Source organism: Butyrivibrio sp. XB500-5 (genome assembly GCF_003625505.1).
GTDB lineage: Bacteria > Bacillota > Clostridia > Lachnospirales > Lachnospiraceae > Butyrivibrio.
In genome coordinates this window covers 158,627-173,701 of the sequence record NZ_RAIS01000004.1, presented here as the reverse complement: position 1 = coordinate 173,701, position 15,075 = coordinate 158,627, and the positions used below count along the sequence as shown (strand labels likewise).

Sequence of the window (15,075 nt, the reverse complement as noted above, 5' to 3'; positions counted from 1 at the left end):
GAGGCTGATTTAAATGGCAAAGTTACTTGATAAACAAAGATATAAATGTGCGCTGGGTGCAATGCAGACAGTGCAGGCAATTGAAAGAGCTATCCCTATTCTTCACTCCGGCCCCGGATGTGCTCAGAAGCTCTCTGACGGAAACGGAAGCAGCGGATACTTTTCACCAAATATTTTTCCATGTACAAGTATCAATGAAAAAGACGTTGTATTCGGCGGTGTAAAAAAGCTTCATTCAACCATCGATAATGCGCTAAAGGTCATCGATGCGGACATGTACGTTGTACTTACAGGATGTATCCCCGAGATTGTAGGTGATGATTCAGGAGAAGTTGTATCTGAGTTTGCAGATGCGGATAAGCCTGTAATCTATGCTCCTACAGCAGGATTTAAAGGAAACAACTACAAGGGACATGAGCAGATTATTGATGCGATCATTGACCAGTACATAAAGAAGACTGATAAGAAGGAAAAGGGTCTTGTAAATATCTGGGCTGACGTTCCTTATCAGGATCTTTACTGGCTTGGAAACTTAAGAGCACTTGAGAAACTGTTAAAAGAGATAGGTCTTACACCCAATACTATATTTGGATATCAGAGAGGAATAAAGAACGTAGATAAGATTGCCTCTGCTGAGTTCAACCTTCTTGTTTCTCCTTGGGTTTCACTCAAGAATGTAAAGAAGCTTGAGAAAAAACTCGGAACACCTTATCTTCACTACAATACACTTCCTATCGGAGCTTTCGAGACAAGTAAATTCCTTAGAGAAGTAGGAAAGTTTGCAGGAGTAGATGAGAAGCTTGTAGAGGATGTTATAACAGAGCATGAGAATTATTACTACTATCTCATCGAGAGATTTGCGGATCTGTTCCTTGAGAACCGAGTAATCAACAAGCAGTTCTCAGTTGTTGCTGATGCTCAGTATGCTCTTGGCATCACCAAGTTCCTTACAAACGATCTGGGACTTGTGCCTGCTAAGCAGTTCATTACTGATGATACTCCCAAGGAGTACAGAGAGGCTATAACAGAGGAATTCAAAAAGCTCAACTACGGTCTTGAAGCAGAAGTTGTATTTGAGACTGACGGCTACAAGATCCATGAAGAGATAAAGAGCCATGACTATCATGGATATCCGCTTGTTCTTGGCGGCTACTATGATAAAGAAGTAACTGAGGATCTTAAAGGTAACTTCCTCAACATCTCATGGCCCGTTAAGGACAAGATAGTTCTTAATGATGCAATTGTGGGTTACGAAGGCGGTATCAGACTTATCGAAGATATCTACACCGTAGCATCACAGAGATTTAACTAAGGCGACGACACAGTTCTGCCATAAACTGTTGTTTCTAAATTGATAGAGGTAAAGCGATGTCATATTTGATTGCCGTCGCAACATCAAATGCCAAGGACGTAGACCTTGGCTTTGGTGCTGCTAGGGGGTTCCATATCTACGAAGTAGACGGAACCGATTATAAAGAAAAAGAATACAGAGAGTTTGTTGAAGACGAAAACACCAACGCAGGAGTACAGAATGAAAATAAAAGTGATGCTTCCGGGACTCAGATAAGCGGATGCGCAGGAGCGCAGAACGGTTGCGGCGACGGTTCCCAAGGAGGTTGCGGCGGAAACGGTGGCCACGGCGGCTGCGGAGGTGGCAACGGAGCACATAAGAAAGTTGAACTTATTTCCGACTGCCGAAGCCTTGTCTGCAAGAAGATCGGATTTCAAGCGCAGAAGCAGCTTGAGAAAAAAGCCATTGCGGGATTCGATGTAGAGTGCAGCGTTGATGAAGCAATCGTCAAGATAGCAACGTATTTCAACAAGATAGACAATCATATAAGTCTAAGAAGAGGGTAAGAAAAATATAGGAAGAGCAAAGTCGGTGTAAAAACCTGCTTTGCTCTTTTTTAATAAGCTCAAATTATCATTCGCTATAAGCAATCTTTAATTTTCGCTTCCGTTTTCGTGTGGTATTATTCAATCAATACAAATTACCCTATTGACCTAGTAGGTAAAAGGAATTATAGTGGAGGATAGTTATTATGAAAAAACACCTATTATTAACAATACTTATCATATCAGTGCTTGCACTCTTTGGATGTGGGAATACCAATGGTAATGGTTCGGATACCGGCTCCGGAGGAGGCAGTGCTAAGGCAGAAGAGACAGTAAAGATAGCTTATCTTCCCATAACACATTCACTTGCCGTGTTGGAAGAAGCAGATGAACTTGCAAATAATGACAAGGTTAATGTTGAACTTGTTAAATACGGATCCTGGCCCGAACTTTTGGATGCACTTAATTCGGGTAAGGTTGACGGAGCATCGGTTCTTATAGAGCTTGCAATGAAATCAAAGGCTGAGGGTGTAGGTATCAAAGCTGTTGCTCTCGGACATAAAGACGGAAATGTTCTCATTGTTTCTAATGAAGTTAAGGACGGAGCAGACTTAAAGGGAAGAACAATTGCAATTCCGCATCGCCAGTCTTCACATAATATTTTGGTAAATGATGCACTTGCAAAGAACGGACTTACTATCGATGATATTAACGTCGTTGAACTTGCTCCGACAGAAATGCCGTCTGCGCTCGTTACGGGAACAATAGACGGTTACTGCGTTGCGGAACCTTTCGGTGCCGTAGGCGTTTCGACAGGAAAAGCAAAAGTACTGTATACCTCTGAGGAGCTTTGGGAGGATTCGGTATGCTGCGCACTTGTTTTAACGGATGATTTTATAGATAAGCATGCGGATACAGCCAAGGCATTTGTCGAAGGCTACAAGACAGCCGGAAATAATCTTGATGCTGAAGCGGCTAAGAAGATTGCAGGAAAATACCTTAAGCAGAAAGACGATGTACTTGAAACTTCTTTAAAGTGGATTTCTTATGACGACCTTGATATCACAGAGGAACAGTATAACAAGCTCGTTGATAAGGTTAAAGAATATGGGCTTTCTGATAATCCGCCTGCATACTCTGATTTTGTAAAGACAGATTTTTGATTATATTACTTGTGATTGTTTAGTGACCGGGTAATAAGTAAGGGGACCTGATGAAAAAATTATTCTCTATTAAATATGTTGTTGTATCGATACTTATATTATTGGGAATTTGGCAGCTTGCATTTACTGTAAGTGATTACAGTTCGGCTCTGTTTCCGTCACCTTTGATGGCAATTCAGGCTTTGGGCGAAATGATCGCTGACGGAACGCTCATAGCTTCTATAGCCGCAAGTATGTACAGATTTGTGATAGGTTATGGATTATCGGTTTTAATAGCAGTCTTTCTTGGACTTATCCTAGGAAGCCTTCCGAAGGTTTTTGATTATGTTAATCCTTCGCTTCAGCTACTCAGACCGATATCTCCGACAGCGTGGATGCCTTTTGTGGTGCTCCTTTTTGGAATAGGAGATCTTCCTGCCATAGTTATCATTTTTATAGCAGCTTTTTTCCCGGTGCTTCTTTCTACGGTATCAGCTGTAAGTAAGATCGACGATATGTATTTCAGAGTTGCGGATAATTTCGGAATCAGACAGCCGCAGCTTATGTGGAAGGTAATCCTTCCGGCCGCGTTCCCTCAGATTGCCAATGCAGTTCACCTTGCGCTTGGAAGTGCATGGATATTCCTTGTTGCCGGCGAGATGGTAGGCGCGCAGTCAGGACTCGGATTTCAGATCATTGATGCGAGAAACAATATCAGAGCTGACATTCTTTTGGCGACAATACTTGTAATAGGACTAATAGGATTGTTACTGGATTTCCTTATCGGTCTCTTGGAAAAAAGAATTCTTAAAGCCTGGGGAGGTGAGCAGTAATGTCATATATTCATATAGAAAACGCAGGAAAAACCTTCATACAAAACGGCGCAGAATTCACGGCTTTGTCGGATGTAAATCTTGATATTGAAAAAGGCGAGTTTATCTGCCTTTTGGGACCTTCGGGCTGCGGAAAAAGTACGCTTTTAAATGCTATCGCAGGTTTTGATCCCGTTAATCACGGAAGCGTTAAGATAGATGGAAACGAAGTAACCGCGCCAAGTACAAAGAATGTTACCATATTTCAGAACTACGGATTACTTCCGTGGCGCACTGTTATCAAAAATGTCGAGCTTGGTCTCGAATCAAAAGGAATAGATAAAAAGCGCAGAAAAGAGATTGCTAAAGAGTATCTTAAACTTGTGAAGCTTGAAAATTTTGCAAACAGTTTTCCAAGACAGCTTTCGGGAGGTATGAAACAGAGAGTCGCTATAGCCAGAGCTCTGGCTGTGGAACCTGATATCATCTTCATGGATGAGCCTTTCGGAGCGTTGGATGCAATTACAAGAATGAAGCTTCAGGATGATATTCTGGATATCTGCAAAAACGAAAAGAAGACTATCATCTTTGTGACGCATGATATTGAAGAAGCGGTTTATCTTGCGGACAGGATAGTTGTGATGACACCTAATCCCGGCAAAGTAAGAGGTGTGATCACGGTTCCGATTCATCATTTCAGAGACAGAACAAGCGGAGACTTTTTGCTGATAAGAGACAAGATCTTCGATCTGCTTCAGATGAAGGTAGAAGAAGATATTGAATATACAATTTAAGTTAAGGTTAAGGTAGGAAAAAATGAGTCATACACATTCGCATGAACACGAACATCACCATCATCATGGCAAAAACGGACTGTCACATATTCACTCTCACAGAAACCTTATAGGTTTCGATGAGCATGGAATTCCGACAGTGACGCTTAAGGCAAGTGACCATGGCGGAGAGAGCAGTACTGAGGATTTTACCAAGGATTACATGAACGCCGTGGCGGAATACAGAAAGACGTTTCCGTCGAAGCAGGATGTGATTGACAATACACCCGATCCCGCCGTTCGAGAGATGATTCTCAGAATGGAGCAGATCGGAATAGATACAACCTTTGACAGATTCGATGCGCAGAAGCCTCAGTGTGCATTCGGACTTAGCGGAACCTGTTGTAAGATCTGCAATATGGGACCTTGTCATATTACCGCAAAGGCACAGAGAGGAGTCTGCGGTGCCGATGCGGATCTTATTGTGTCAAGAAATCTTTTAAGATCGGCTGCTTCAGGAGCTGCGCAGCACGGTATGCATGCCCGTGAAGTAATGCTTACACTTAAGAAAGTTGCCGAGGGTGAGCTTGATATTCCTATTCTCGGAGAACAGAAAATAAGAAGTACTGCGGAAGCTTTCGGAATAAAACAAAAGAACAGGCAGCTTAAAAACGTTGCAAGAGACCTTGCTGATGTTTTGCTTGAGGATATGTCAAGATCGGTTCCCGATGATTATAAGACGATCAAAGCCTGCGCGCTTCCCGAGAGGCAAAAGGTATGGGAAGAGTTAGATATTCTTCCTATCAGTGCTTACCATGAAGTTTTTGAAGCTTATCATAAATCAGGCTGTGCTACGGATGGCGATTGGAAGAGTATCATGCAACAGTTCCTTCGCTGCGGTCTTGCATTTACTTTTTCCGGAGTTGTCGGTGCAGGTATAGCAACTGATGCTTTATTTGGAGTAGGTGACAGAGTTACATCCAAAGTTAATATCGGAGCGCTCAAAAAGGGCTATGTGAATATTGCCGTACACGGACATCTTCCTACACTTGTAAGCCAGATTGTTGCTGCGGGCAAGAGAGAAGATCTGATCGAACTTGCCAAGTCCAAAGGAGCTAAGGGTATCAGATTCTACGGTATCTGTTGTTCGGGACTTTCAGCGATGTACAGAGACAGCGGAGTTATTCCGCTTTCCAACGCTGTATCGGCTGAGCTTGTACTTGGAACCGGAGCGCTTGATCTGTGGGTTGCGGATGTTCAGGATGTATTCCCTTCGATCATGGATGTTGCAAAGTGCTTTAAGACTACAGTTATAACTACAAGTGATTCCGCACGTCTTCCGGGCGCCGAGAGATATGAGTATGACCATCATCACAGTAATATCGGACAGACTAAAGAGCTTGCCGAGAAGATAGTAAGACGAGCAATAGAAAGCTTTGAGAACAGAAAAGGAATTCCTGTTTATATTCCTCCGTATGAGGTTGAGGCAGAGGTCGGATTCTCTGTAGAGTATGTTCACAAGAGATTCGGAAGTATGAAGCCGCTCGCAGAAGCTTTAAGATCAGGACAGATTCTTGGCGTTGTAAATATGGTCGGATGCAATAATCCAAAGGTTCTTTATGAGAAGTGCATCATTGATGTGGCCGATGAACTTCTTAAGAACAACGTTCTTATTATTACAAACGGATGTGCATCTTTTCCGCTGATGAAGCTTGGTTACTGTGCGGTTTCGGGAAAAGAAAAGGCCGGAGAATCCTTAAGAAAATTTCTTGAACCCGACCTTCCGCCCGTATGGCATGTAGGAGAGTGTATCGACAATACACGTTCTACAGGTATATTTGCGGGAATTGCAGGTGTGCTTGGAAAGAATCTCTACGAGCTTCCTTTTGCATTCTCATCTCCCGAGTGGGGCAATGAAAAAGGAATTGATGCGGCTCTTGGATTCAGACTTAACGGAATCAGTTCTTATCACTGCGTCGAGGCTCCGATCTTTGGATCCAAGAATGTTATTGAGTTCTTGAAGCATGGTACGAAAGAGTTACTTGGCTCAACAATGAACGTAAATACAGATCCCGTAGCACTTGCCAAGCAGATAGTACAGGATATGAAGGACAAGAGAAAAACTCTTGGCTGGGATAAGTAAATTATATTGAATTATAACTTTTAGTTATAGCCTCCCTAAAGATTAGCGTAATTGTGCTAACGGGGAGGCTATTGTATATTAAACTCAACAAAAGCAAACAAGGAGCAAACTCATATGTTTACTAACCGGACAACCGGAGGTTAGTGGTTCGTCACCATTAGGCGGATCAGTAATCTCCGGTTTTCTTGCAAAAGCTTTTGATTTCAGGATAAAGCGAGGAGACTATTATGAAAAAGAGAACAGTTAAAAATATTATGGTAGCGGGAGCCGTGACAGCAGCAATGATGGCATCTGTAGTCGGATGCGGAAAAGAGGCTTTTGCAGGACCGGAGACTGAAGTAAAAGCTGCTGAGGAAGCAATAAGCTCAGGCGAAACCGATTCTTCCAAGAGCGAAGAGGCTTCGGGTGAAGTTACGAAGGTTATCGTCGGATCCGGAATCAACTACAATCCGTACTGCTATGTGGATGAAAACGGAGATGCGGTCGGATATGAATATGACGTATTGAAAGAGATAGATGAGCTTCTTCCTCAATACGAATTCGAATATCAGTCAATGGCATTCGATCAGCTTGTACTTTCGCTCGATGCCGGAAAGATAGATTTTGCGGCGCATCAGTATGAGTACACACCTGAAAGAGAGGAGAAATATCTTTTCTCGGGTGAATCATATACATCTTACATTACATACCTTGCAGTGCTTATCGATGATGACGCAACATCACTTGAGGATCTTGCGGGAGAAAAGATAAGAACGGGCGGTGCGACAAGTGCAACAACTCAGATCCTTACAAAGTGGAATGAGGAGCATCCGGGACAGGAGGTTGTTCTTGTAAACTCCGAGAGCAGTTCCGATGAAGAAGGTGCCGCTGCACTTAAGTCAGGCGCAGCAAGAGCTTCGGTTCTTAAAAAGAGTGATGTTACCAAGATGAACAAGAACTTCAGTGATGACGGAAAAGACTGGCTTAAATCGGTTGGAGAGCCGATCAACAACTCAAAGACATATTATCTGTATCGCAAGGATGAGACAGAGCTTAGAGATGCAATAGACGGGGCTCTTAAGACACTTAAAGAAAGCGGAAAGCTTTCCGAGCTTGCGATCAAGTGGGTTGGCTACGACGTAACGGAAGAGGAATAAAGCAATGGGAAATTATTTTAGCGCAGAAAGATTTATAAATGTCTTTCCTAAAGTGATTTCAAACTTATCGGTTAATCTTCATATAGTTTTTTGGTCAATGCTTCTTGGCACCATACTCGCGATATTCGTGGCGGTGCTTAGGATACGCAGAGTGCCTGTGATAAGCGGCTTACTAGGAATATACATTTCTTTTATGAGGGGCACGCCGCTTTTGGTACAGATGATGATAGCGTTTTACGGAATACCAATAGTACTCGGCAATCTTTTTTTGAATCTGTTCGGAATAAACCTAAACAGACTCGAACCTGTGATATTTGTAGAAATTGCGATCATTCTGAATGAGGGGGCGTTTTTAGGCGAGATATTCAGAGGCGCAATAACATCTGTACCGTCTGTTCAGGCGGAAGCAGGATACTCGATTGGGATGACGGGGGCACAAACCTTTTACAGGATTGTGCTCCCTCAGGCTTTTAAAGTTGCACTTCCGCATTATGGTGTTGATTTTATCGGAGTATTCCAAAACACATCTTTAGTTTTTATCTTGGGAGTGGTTGATCTTTTGGGAAAAGCCAAGACACTTGGAGCTGCGACGGGACATTCCTTGGAAGGATATCTTTCGGCGGCGATCATATATATTTCGTTCAGTTTGTTCCTAAAGGGAGTATTTCTTTTGATCGAGAACAGGCTAAATAACGGAACGGCAAAAGCAGTGTAAGGAGAAGGACAGATGAGTTTTAGCATAACAAGTTTTTTTGATTCGTTTAAATCGGCTCTTCTCTATGCTCCGGTTACGATAAAGCTTACTGCGATAACATTCGTAGTGAGTTTGCTGCTGGGGGCGGTGATAGCGACCGTAAGAAATTATAGGGTGCCGGTGCTTTCGCAGTTCTTTGCGGCATTTGTGACAATATACCTTGGGCTTCCAACGATGGTTGCGCTGCTTTTATACAATCTTTTGTTTATGACTTTTTATTCGGATGTGGCGGCAGCACTTCATATTTCTGTCCCGATAAGTGACGTGAATCCGATATTTATCGGTTATATCACTCTTATAATCGGAACGACGTGTTCTGTCAGCGAGAGCATACGAGGAGCATTTCGAGGGATCGAGAAGGTGCAGTACGAAGCGGGATACAGCATAGGAATGGGCAAGGTAAAGACGCTTACTAGAATTATCTTTCCGCAGATGGTTCCGATACTTCTTCCCGGAATGCAGAATTCGCTCATAGGTCTTTTGAAGGCATCTAACTTGGTGAGCGCCATTTCGGTAGTTGAGATCATGACGGGAGCTCTTTTGCCAAGTCTTATGTACTACAGTTATCTTGAAGGATATGTGGCGGCGGCGCTGGTGTACTGGATGATAGGAGCCGCGATAGAGATACTTGCGCATTTTGCTGAGAAAAACAGTGGGAAATATTTAAAAAGAACTGCGTAGGACTAAGGCGAGTGGACAGAAAAGATTTTGAGAATTAATCGGAAACAGGAAGGAATATAGCTGTGATAGAGCTTACGGGAGTAAAAAAGTCCTTTGGTAAACAGGAAGTTCTAAGGGATGTTTCGATAAAAGTAAATGACGGCGAAGTTGTTGTAATCCTTGGACCGAGCGGTTCGGGAAAGACGACGCTTCTTAGGAGCATAAATTTCCTTGAGAGAGCCGACAGCGGAATAATGAAGTTTGGCGAAAAGGAAATAAATTTTAAGACAGCCAAGAAAAAAGATGTGCTTTATATGAGAAGGCACACGGGCTTTGTGTTTCAGAACTACGGACTGTTTGCGCATAAAACGGTGATTCAGAACGTGATGGAGGGACTTGTTCAGGTTCAGAAAAAGAGTAAGTCCGAGGCACAAAGGATTGCGGAAGAGGTTCTTGATAATGTAGGAATGCTGGAAAAGAAAGATTCCTATCCCTCTCAGCTTTCGGGCGGACAGCAGCAAAGAGTGGGAATTGCGAGAGCCGTGGCGCTTAAGCCGGATCTGATATTATTTGACGAACCTACATCGGCACTCGACCCAGAGCTTGTGGGAGAAACTCTTGAAGTAATCAAGAAGGTGGCAAAGACCGGAATAACGATGATCGTGGTGACTCACGAGATGTCTTTTGCCGAGGATGTTGCTGACAGGGTGATCTTTATGGACGGCGGAGTTGTCGTTGAAGAAGGGAAACCGAGCGAAATATTCTATAAGCCTAAGGAGGAGCGAACCAGGCAATTCTTATCAAGAATTATTCCTCAGGATGCATATGTTATTTAAGTGTGGTATTATGTATAAAAATCTGTTCGGAGATTATACATATGACCATTTTACAGCTTAAATACGTAATAGCGATTGATGAGGAATGCTCGATGAGAAAGGCGGCCGACAGGCTTTATGTGTCGCAGCCGGGTCTTTCAAGTGCGGTAAGAGATCTTGAAAACGAGCTTGGAATTCAGATATTCCAGAGAGTCCATAACGGCGTTGTGACGACGGTTGCAGGCGGAGCGTTTATTGCTTATGCAAGAAGTGCGGTTGAGCAGTTTGAAAAGATTGAGGACAAGTATATCAATTCCAAGGTTGATAAGCCTACATTCTCAGTTTCCATGCAGCATTACACCGTAGCTGTAAATGCATTTATAGATACCGTTAAGGAATACGATCTTGAAGAGTATCAGTTCTCTATCAGAGAGACTCAGACAAGTGAAGTTATAGACGACCTCAAGAGCCTTAGAAGTGAAGTCGGAGTTATTGCTCTTAGCGAGTTTAACAGGAACATGTTCAAAAAGATCTTCGCTGATGCATCACTTGAGTTCCATGAGCTGTTTACAAGAGACACATTTGTATATCTTAGAAAGGATCATCCTCTTGCAGACAGGGATGAGATATCTCTTGAGGAGCTTCAGGATTATCCTTGTATGGTATTTGATCAGGGTGACAACACTTCCTTCTATTACAGAGAAGAGGCGCTTGCTACCTACGATTACAAGAAGGTTATTAGTACCAACGAAAGAGCTACATCCGTAGAGCTTATGCTTGGTCTTAACGGCTACGCCGTAGGCGCGGCGATGCTTGGCGAGAGTCTTAATACATCAGAGATCCGTCATGTTAAGCTCAAGGAAGAGGAGACACTTACACTCGGATATATCATCCGTAAAGGTAGCGACTTAAGCGATATGGCACAGACCTTTATCGAGAAGCTTCAGCAGTATAAATAAAGATAAAGAATTGTATTTTAAAAGCCGGCGGCGTCAAACCAGACGTCTCCGGCTTTATTTATTGTTTAATTTAATCAGCTCATTTTTTTATACATATAGTTTCCGAGCATCTGAATAGCCTGTACGAATGCGATCAGGATAACCGAGCATACAATAAGATATTCGGTCTTGTACTGCTGATATCCGTAACGGATAGCTATATCACCGATTCCGCCACCTCCGACAGTTCCTGCCATAGCGGAATAACCGATAAGTGAGATCACTAGAAGGATGATTCCGTTAAGCATTCTCGGAATTGATTCTTTTACATAAACTCTTATAAGAATCTGTAAATTTGATGCTCCGAACGATCTTGCGGCTTCTATGACTCCGGGATTGGTCTCGCGAAGGCTCGTTTCAAACACTCTTGCGATATATGGAATCGCAGATACCGTAAGAGGCACGATAGAAGCTGTTGTTCCGATCGATTTTCCTACAACCATTCTTGTAAAAGGAATAAGTATTACAAGAAGGATGATAAAAGGAAAGCTTCTGAATACGTTAACCAAAAAACTTAAGATCTCATATACGATCTTGTTGGGCTTAAGTCCGTCGGGAGCCGTAAGCGTAAGTATTATGGCCGGAATAAATCCGAGTATCACCGAAAAGAGAGTTGACCAAAATACCATGTATAAAGTTTGTTTAAAGGCAGTCATTATAACAGAACTCATGCCTGTTGTTGATAAAATTCCTGACATTATCTGATCACCTCCCATGTTACATCTTTACTGTCTAAGAAAGCACATGCTCTCTCAAGATCTTTTTCGTCCATGTTTAGTACGAGACTTCCGTAGACATCTTCTCTGAAGTCTTCAAGCTTGGCCCAACAGATGTTGAAGTTGGTCTGTAGCTCTCTGGACATTTCGGTAACTATAGGACGCTGATTGCCTTCTCCGTAGAAAAAGAGTTTGAGATTTATTCCCGTTGTCGGAAGCTTGTCACTCTCTTCACGAAGGAATTCTCTGATCTCGCGTTCCTTGGGCCATACAAAAAGTTGTTCGGGCTTTCCTACAGCAAGAACCTTGCCGTTACTAAGGAAAGCAACCTTCTGGCAGACCTGCTTAACCACTTCCATCTGATGAGTTACGATGATGATCGTAATGCCCATCTCTTTATTTATTCTTTGTAAAAGAGCAAGGATACCCTTGGTGATCTCGGGATCGAGTGCACTTGTTGCTTCATCGCACAAAAGAAAATCAGGATCTAGTGCAAGCGCTCTGGCAATAGCGACACGCTGCTTTTGTCCGCCTGAGAGTTCTCTTGGTTTTGAATGAACTTTTTCTTCGAGTCCAACGAGTTTTATGAGGTTTAAGATTTTTTCTTTTGCCTCGGGTGTATTGGTTGGGATTCCCCAGAATTTCATGGGAAGGGCGATATTGTGATAAACATCCAGTCTCTCAAGAAGGTTAAAGCCCTGGAATATCATGCCCATTCTGCGCTGGAGGTTTCGAAGAACTTTTTTGTTCCTGATGTCAACGAGTGTATCGTCAACAACGATCGAACCTTCGTCGTAGGATTCAAGGCCGTTGATGCATCTAAGAAGAGTGGATTTACCGGCACCGCTTTGTCCGATAATGCCGAAGATCTCGCCTTTTTCAATGTCGATATTTATTCCCTTCAATACTTCGGTTTTGTTAAAAGTTTTTTTGACGTTTTTTATCTGTATCATGGATAGTTAAACCACCTGTCTACTGTAAATATGATGACATGAATTGCTCCGTCATCATTATGGCATTATTTCATTTAAACATCAAATATGACACGTCACCGGCAAATGAGACGTGTCATATCTATGTTTACATTATATGAAAGGTAGGATTTTTATGATATTACACAAATTAACTTGGTTACGTTCTGTATTACTGAGGATCGATGAATGAAGGGATAACTGCGCCCTTGTATGTATCCTCAATGTATTTTTTAACTTCGTCTGACTTAAGAGCTGCTACAAGAGCCTTGATCTTCTCAGAATCCTGCTCACCGTCCTTAACTACAAGGAAGTTTGTTCTCTTAACTGTTGTCTCGTCGTCGAATTCCTCGATATCAAGTGCGGGATACTTAGCGGGAAGCTCTGCTTCAAGTGCGTAGTTTCCGTTGATGGCTGCCGCATCAAGATCGGGAAGTGAAAGAGGAAGGTTTGCTGCCTCAAGAGGAGTGATCTTGTATCCGTGAGGGTTAGCATCCTTGTCTTTTGAAAGAGCATCCTCTGTGTAGCTTGCATCCTCGCCGAAAGAACCCTTTGATGTAAGAAGTCCCTTCTGAACTAAAAGGTCAAGTGCTCTTGCACCGTTGTCGGGGTCGTTAGGGATACCGATCTCAGCGCCGTCGGGAATCTCGTCGAGTTTAGTGTACTTCTGTGAGTAGATACCCATGGGCTCAATGTGGATTCCTGCTACAGCTGCAAGGTGAAGACCTGCGTCTTTATTCTGCTGATCGAGATATCCGAGTGTCTGGAAGTAGTTTGCATCAATCTCGCCTGCTTCAAGGGAAGTGTTGGGAAGAACGTAATCCTGGAAAACTACGGTCTCAAGTGTCCATCCGTCTTTTGCAAGTACTTCTTTTACTATGTTGTCAAGAATCTCAGCGTGAGGAACAGGTGTAGCTCCTACGGTGATCTTCTTATCGGTGTCAGCTGTTGTATCAGCTGCTTCTGCTGCAGGCTCTGTCTCTGCCTCAGCCTGAGTAGCCTCTGCTGCAGGTGTCTGTGTTTCTTCTGCTTTTGCACCGCATCCTGTAAGTGCTCCGAATGAAAGAGCTGCGGTTAAGATTAAACTTGTAATTATTCTCTTTTTCATAATCTGTATTTCCTCCTCGATTGGTATAACTGAATTATACAAGATGAAAAAACATATGGGAAATAATTAAAAATTATCAGTAGTGAAAAGGTGTGATTATCATTTATAATGAGGACGATGAATATAAATATAAAGAAGAAAAACAATTGCATAGGTGCCGCATTACTTGCATCTGCGTTTGTTTCTGCTATAACTTTGCTATCCGCTTGCAGCTCAACGCAGGTGATAAACACCTCCACTATCTTTGCGATGGACACGATAATGGAGCTTGAAGTTCAAGGCGATGAGCAGCTTCTTTCGCAGGCTGAGCAAAAGATAAGAGAGATTGAAAATATGCTCTCCGTCACCAAGAAGAACAGCGAGATAGGCACTCTTAATGACAATAAGAAGGCGAAGTTCTCGGCTGAAAGTGGTAAGATTCTTGAAGGTGCGCTTGATGTTTGCAAGGAGACCGGCGGAAAGCTGGATATATCGATATATCCGGTTTTAAAAGAATGGGGATTTACAACGGGAGAGTACAAAGTCCCGGATGATGAAGAGCTTGCCGTGCTCGTAGATAAAGTAGATTACGGTAAGATAGATTTGAAGAAGCTTAATGACGGAAGCTTCGAAGTTACAATTCCCGATGATATGCAGATTGATTTGGGCAGTGTGGTTAAGGGATATACAGGTTCTTATCTTGCGAATTTTTTCAAAGAAAACGGAGTGACTTCGGGCCTTATCAATCTTGGGGGAAACGTAGAGTGTATAGGGAATAAGCCGGACGGAACTCCTTGGAAAGTAGCGATAAAGAGTCCTTTTTTCGACAGTAAGAGCGGAATGCTCGGTGTATTTGAAGCAAGCGATACGTCTGTGATAACTTCAGGCGGATACGAGAGATTTTTTGAAAAAGACGGAGAAGTTTACTGGCATATTCTTGATCCAGAGACCGGGAAGCCTTCAAGGAACGGGCTTGCTTCGGTGACTGTTATCGGAGATAATGGACTGATGGATGACGGCCTTTCGACAGCTCTTTTTGTAATGGGGACGGAAGACGCTGTTGATTTCATAAAAAAACATGCATTAGGATCTAGGGGAAAAGCCGGATTTGGCGCGATTCTTGTGACGGAAGACAAAAAAGTATATATCACGGAAGATATCGCCGCAAAGTTCTCGCTTTCCGCTGAATATAGCGGGCTTGAGGTTTCCGTGATCAATATAAAATAACATTT

General features: G+C 42.8%; 15 protein-coding genes. 12 read left to right on the top strand and 3 right to left on the bottom strand.

Annotated elements, in window-relative coordinates:
* Positions 1 to 13 precede the first annotated feature (13 nt).
* From D6856_RS08825 to D6856_RS08775, 11 genes are all read left to right on the top strand, one after another.
* Entirely contained in the window at positions 14 to 1,312 is a 1,299-nt protein-coding gene (locus D6856_RS08825; RefSeq protein ID WP_120686582.1) for a nitrogenase component 1, read from the top strand.
* A 56-nt stretch (positions 1,313 to 1,368) separates the two neighbouring features.
* Positions 1,369 to 1,857, top strand: coding sequence for a hypothetical protein (locus tag D6856_RS08820; protein WP_120686581.1), 489 nt, complete (start codon positions 1,369 to 1,371; stop codon positions 1,855 to 1,857).
* Between the two features lie 185 nt (positions 1,858 to 2,042).
* Positions 2,043 to 2,999, top strand: a complete 957-nt coding sequence (locus tag D6856_RS08815) for an ABC transporter substrate-binding protein (protein WP_120686580.1) — start codon at positions 2,043 to 2,045, stop codon at positions 2,997 to 2,999.
* Between the two features lie 50 nt (positions 3,000 to 3,049).
* Entirely contained in the window at positions 3,050 to 3,811 is a 762-nt protein-coding gene (locus D6856_RS08810; RefSeq protein ID WP_120686579.1) for an ABC transporter permease, read from the top strand.
* Positions 3,811 to 4,584, top strand: coding sequence for an ABC transporter ATP-binding protein (locus D6856_RS08805; protein WP_120656144.1), 774 nt, complete (start codon positions 3,811 to 3,813; stop codon positions 4,582 to 4,584). The genes D6856_RS08810 and D6856_RS08805 overlap by 1 nt, the downstream gene beginning before the upstream one ends.
* A gap of 22 nt (positions 4,585 to 4,606) precedes the next feature.
* On the top strand, positions 4,607 to 6,706 hold the full coding sequence (gene cooS / locus D6856_RS08800) for an anaerobic carbon-monoxide dehydrogenase catalytic subunit (RefSeq protein ID WP_120686578.1): 2,100 nt from the start codon (positions 4,607 to 4,609) through the stop codon (positions 6,704 to 6,706).
* Positions 6,707 to 6,933: 227 nt separating this feature from the next.
* A complete protein-coding gene (locus D6856_RS08795; RefSeq protein WP_120686577.1) occupies positions 6,934 to 7,842 on the top strand; it encodes a transporter substrate-binding domain-containing protein in 909 nt (302 codons plus the stop codon).
* Positions 7,843 to 7,846: 4 nt separating this feature from the next.
* On the top strand, positions 7,847 to 8,557 hold the full coding sequence (locus D6856_RS08790; protein ID WP_120686576.1) for an amino acid ABC transporter permease: 711 nt from the start codon (positions 7,847 to 7,849) through the stop codon (positions 8,555 to 8,557).
* Positions 8,558 to 8,569: 12 nt separating this feature from the next.
* A complete protein-coding gene (locus tag D6856_RS08785; protein ID WP_120686575.1) occupies positions 8,570 to 9,277 on the top strand; it encodes an ABC transporter permease subunit in 708 nt (235 codons plus the stop codon).
* Positions 9,278 to 9,339: 62 nt separating this feature from the next.
* Positions 9,340 to 10,092, top strand: coding sequence for an amino acid ABC transporter ATP-binding protein (locus D6856_RS08780; RefSeq protein WP_120686574.1), 753 nt, complete (start codon positions 9,340 to 9,342; stop codon positions 10,090 to 10,092).
* A 41-nt stretch (positions 10,093 to 10,133) separates the two neighbouring features.
* On the top strand, positions 10,134 to 11,030 hold the full coding sequence (locus D6856_RS08775) for a LysR family transcriptional regulator (RefSeq protein ID WP_120686573.1): 897 nt from the start codon (positions 10,134 to 10,136) through the stop codon (positions 11,028 to 11,030).
* A 74-nt stretch (positions 11,031 to 11,104) separates the two neighbouring features.
* Here D6856_RS08775 and D6856_RS08770 read toward each other — a convergent pair whose 3' ends face one another.
* The 3 genes from D6856_RS08770 to D6856_RS08760 form a co-directional block, all read right to left on the bottom strand.
* The gene (locus D6856_RS08770) at positions 11,105 to 11,767 is read right to left on the bottom strand and encodes a methionine ABC transporter permease (protein WP_330544214.1); all 663 of its coding nucleotides are present in this window, start codon (positions 11,765 to 11,767) and stop codon (positions 11,105 to 11,107) included.
* Entirely contained in the window at positions 11,767 to 12,738 is a 972-nt protein-coding gene (locus D6856_RS08765) for a methionine ABC transporter ATP-binding protein (RefSeq protein ID WP_120686572.1), read from the bottom strand. Before D6856_RS08765 ends, D6856_RS08770 begins: the two co-directional genes overlap by 1 nt.
* A gap of 190 nt (positions 12,739 to 12,928) precedes the next feature.
* The gene (locus tag D6856_RS08760; RefSeq protein ID WP_120686571.1) at positions 12,929 to 13,864 is read right to left on the bottom strand and encodes a MetQ/NlpA family ABC transporter substrate-binding protein; all 936 of its coding nucleotides are present in this window, start codon (positions 13,862 to 13,864) and stop codon (positions 12,929 to 12,931) included.
* A gap of 117 nt (positions 13,865 to 13,981) precedes the next feature.
* Between D6856_RS08760 and D6856_RS08755 the strand changes: the two genes are divergently transcribed.
* Positions 13,982 to 15,070 (top strand): FAD:protein FMN transferase, encoded by a 1,089-nt coding sequence (locus D6856_RS08755; RefSeq protein ID WP_158588889.1) that lies wholly within the window; start codon positions 13,982 to 13,984, stop codon positions 15,068 to 15,070.
* Positions 15,071 to 15,075 lie beyond the last annotated feature (5 nt).

What these genes read in the sequence shown, in the direction of transcription:
- D6856_RS08825 (WP_120686582.1), top strand. Translation starts at nt 14, where the DNA reads ATGGCAAAGTTACTTGATAAACAAAGATATAAATGTGCGCTGGGTGCA.
- D6856_RS08820 (WP_120686581.1), top strand. Translation starts at nt 1,369, where the DNA reads ATGTCATATTTGATTGCCGTCGCAACATCAAATGCCAAGGACGTAGAC.
- D6856_RS08815 (WP_120686580.1), top strand. Translation starts at nt 2,043, where the DNA reads ATGAAAAAACACCTATTATTAACAATACTTATCATATCAGTGCTTGCA.
- D6856_RS08810 (WP_120686579.1), top strand. Translation starts at nt 3,050, where the DNA reads ATGAAAAAATTATTCTCTATTAAATATGTTGTTGTATCGATACTTATA.
- D6856_RS08805 (WP_120656144.1), top strand. Translation starts at nt 3,811, where the DNA reads ATGTCATATATTCATATAGAAAACGCAGGAAAAACCTTCATACAAAAC.
- cooS (WP_120686578.1), top strand. Translation starts at nt 4,607, where the DNA reads ATGAGTCATACACATTCGCATGAACACGAACATCACCATCATCATGGC.
- D6856_RS08795 (WP_120686577.1), top strand. Translation starts at nt 6,934, where the DNA reads ATGAAAAAGAGAACAGTTAAAAATATTATGGTAGCGGGAGCCGTGACA.
- D6856_RS08790 (WP_120686576.1), top strand. Translation starts at nt 7,847, where the DNA reads ATGGGAAATTATTTTAGCGCAGAAAGATTTATAAATGTCTTTCCTAAA.
- D6856_RS08785 (WP_120686575.1), top strand. Translation starts at nt 8,570, where the DNA reads ATGAGTTTTAGCATAACAAGTTTTTTTGATTCGTTTAAATCGGCTCTT.
- D6856_RS08775 (WP_120686573.1), top strand. Translation starts at nt 10,134, where the DNA reads ATGACCATTTTACAGCTTAAATACGTAATAGCGATTGATGAGGAATGC.
- D6856_RS08770 (WP_330544214.1), bottom strand. Translation starts at nt 11,767, where the DNA reads ATGTCAGGAATTTTATCAACAACAGGCATGAGTTCTGTTATAATGACT.
- D6856_RS08765 (WP_120686572.1), bottom strand. Translation starts at nt 12,738, where the DNA reads ATGATACAGATAAAAAACGTCAAAAAAACTTTTAACAAAACCGAAGTA.
- D6856_RS08760 (WP_120686571.1), bottom strand. Translation starts at nt 13,864, where the DNA reads ATGAAAAAGAGAATAATTACAAGTTTAATCTTAACCGCAGCTCTTTCA.
- D6856_RS08755 (WP_158588889.1), top strand. Translation starts at nt 13,982, where the DNA reads ATGAATATAAATATAAAGAAGAAAAACAATTGCATAGGTGCCGCATTA.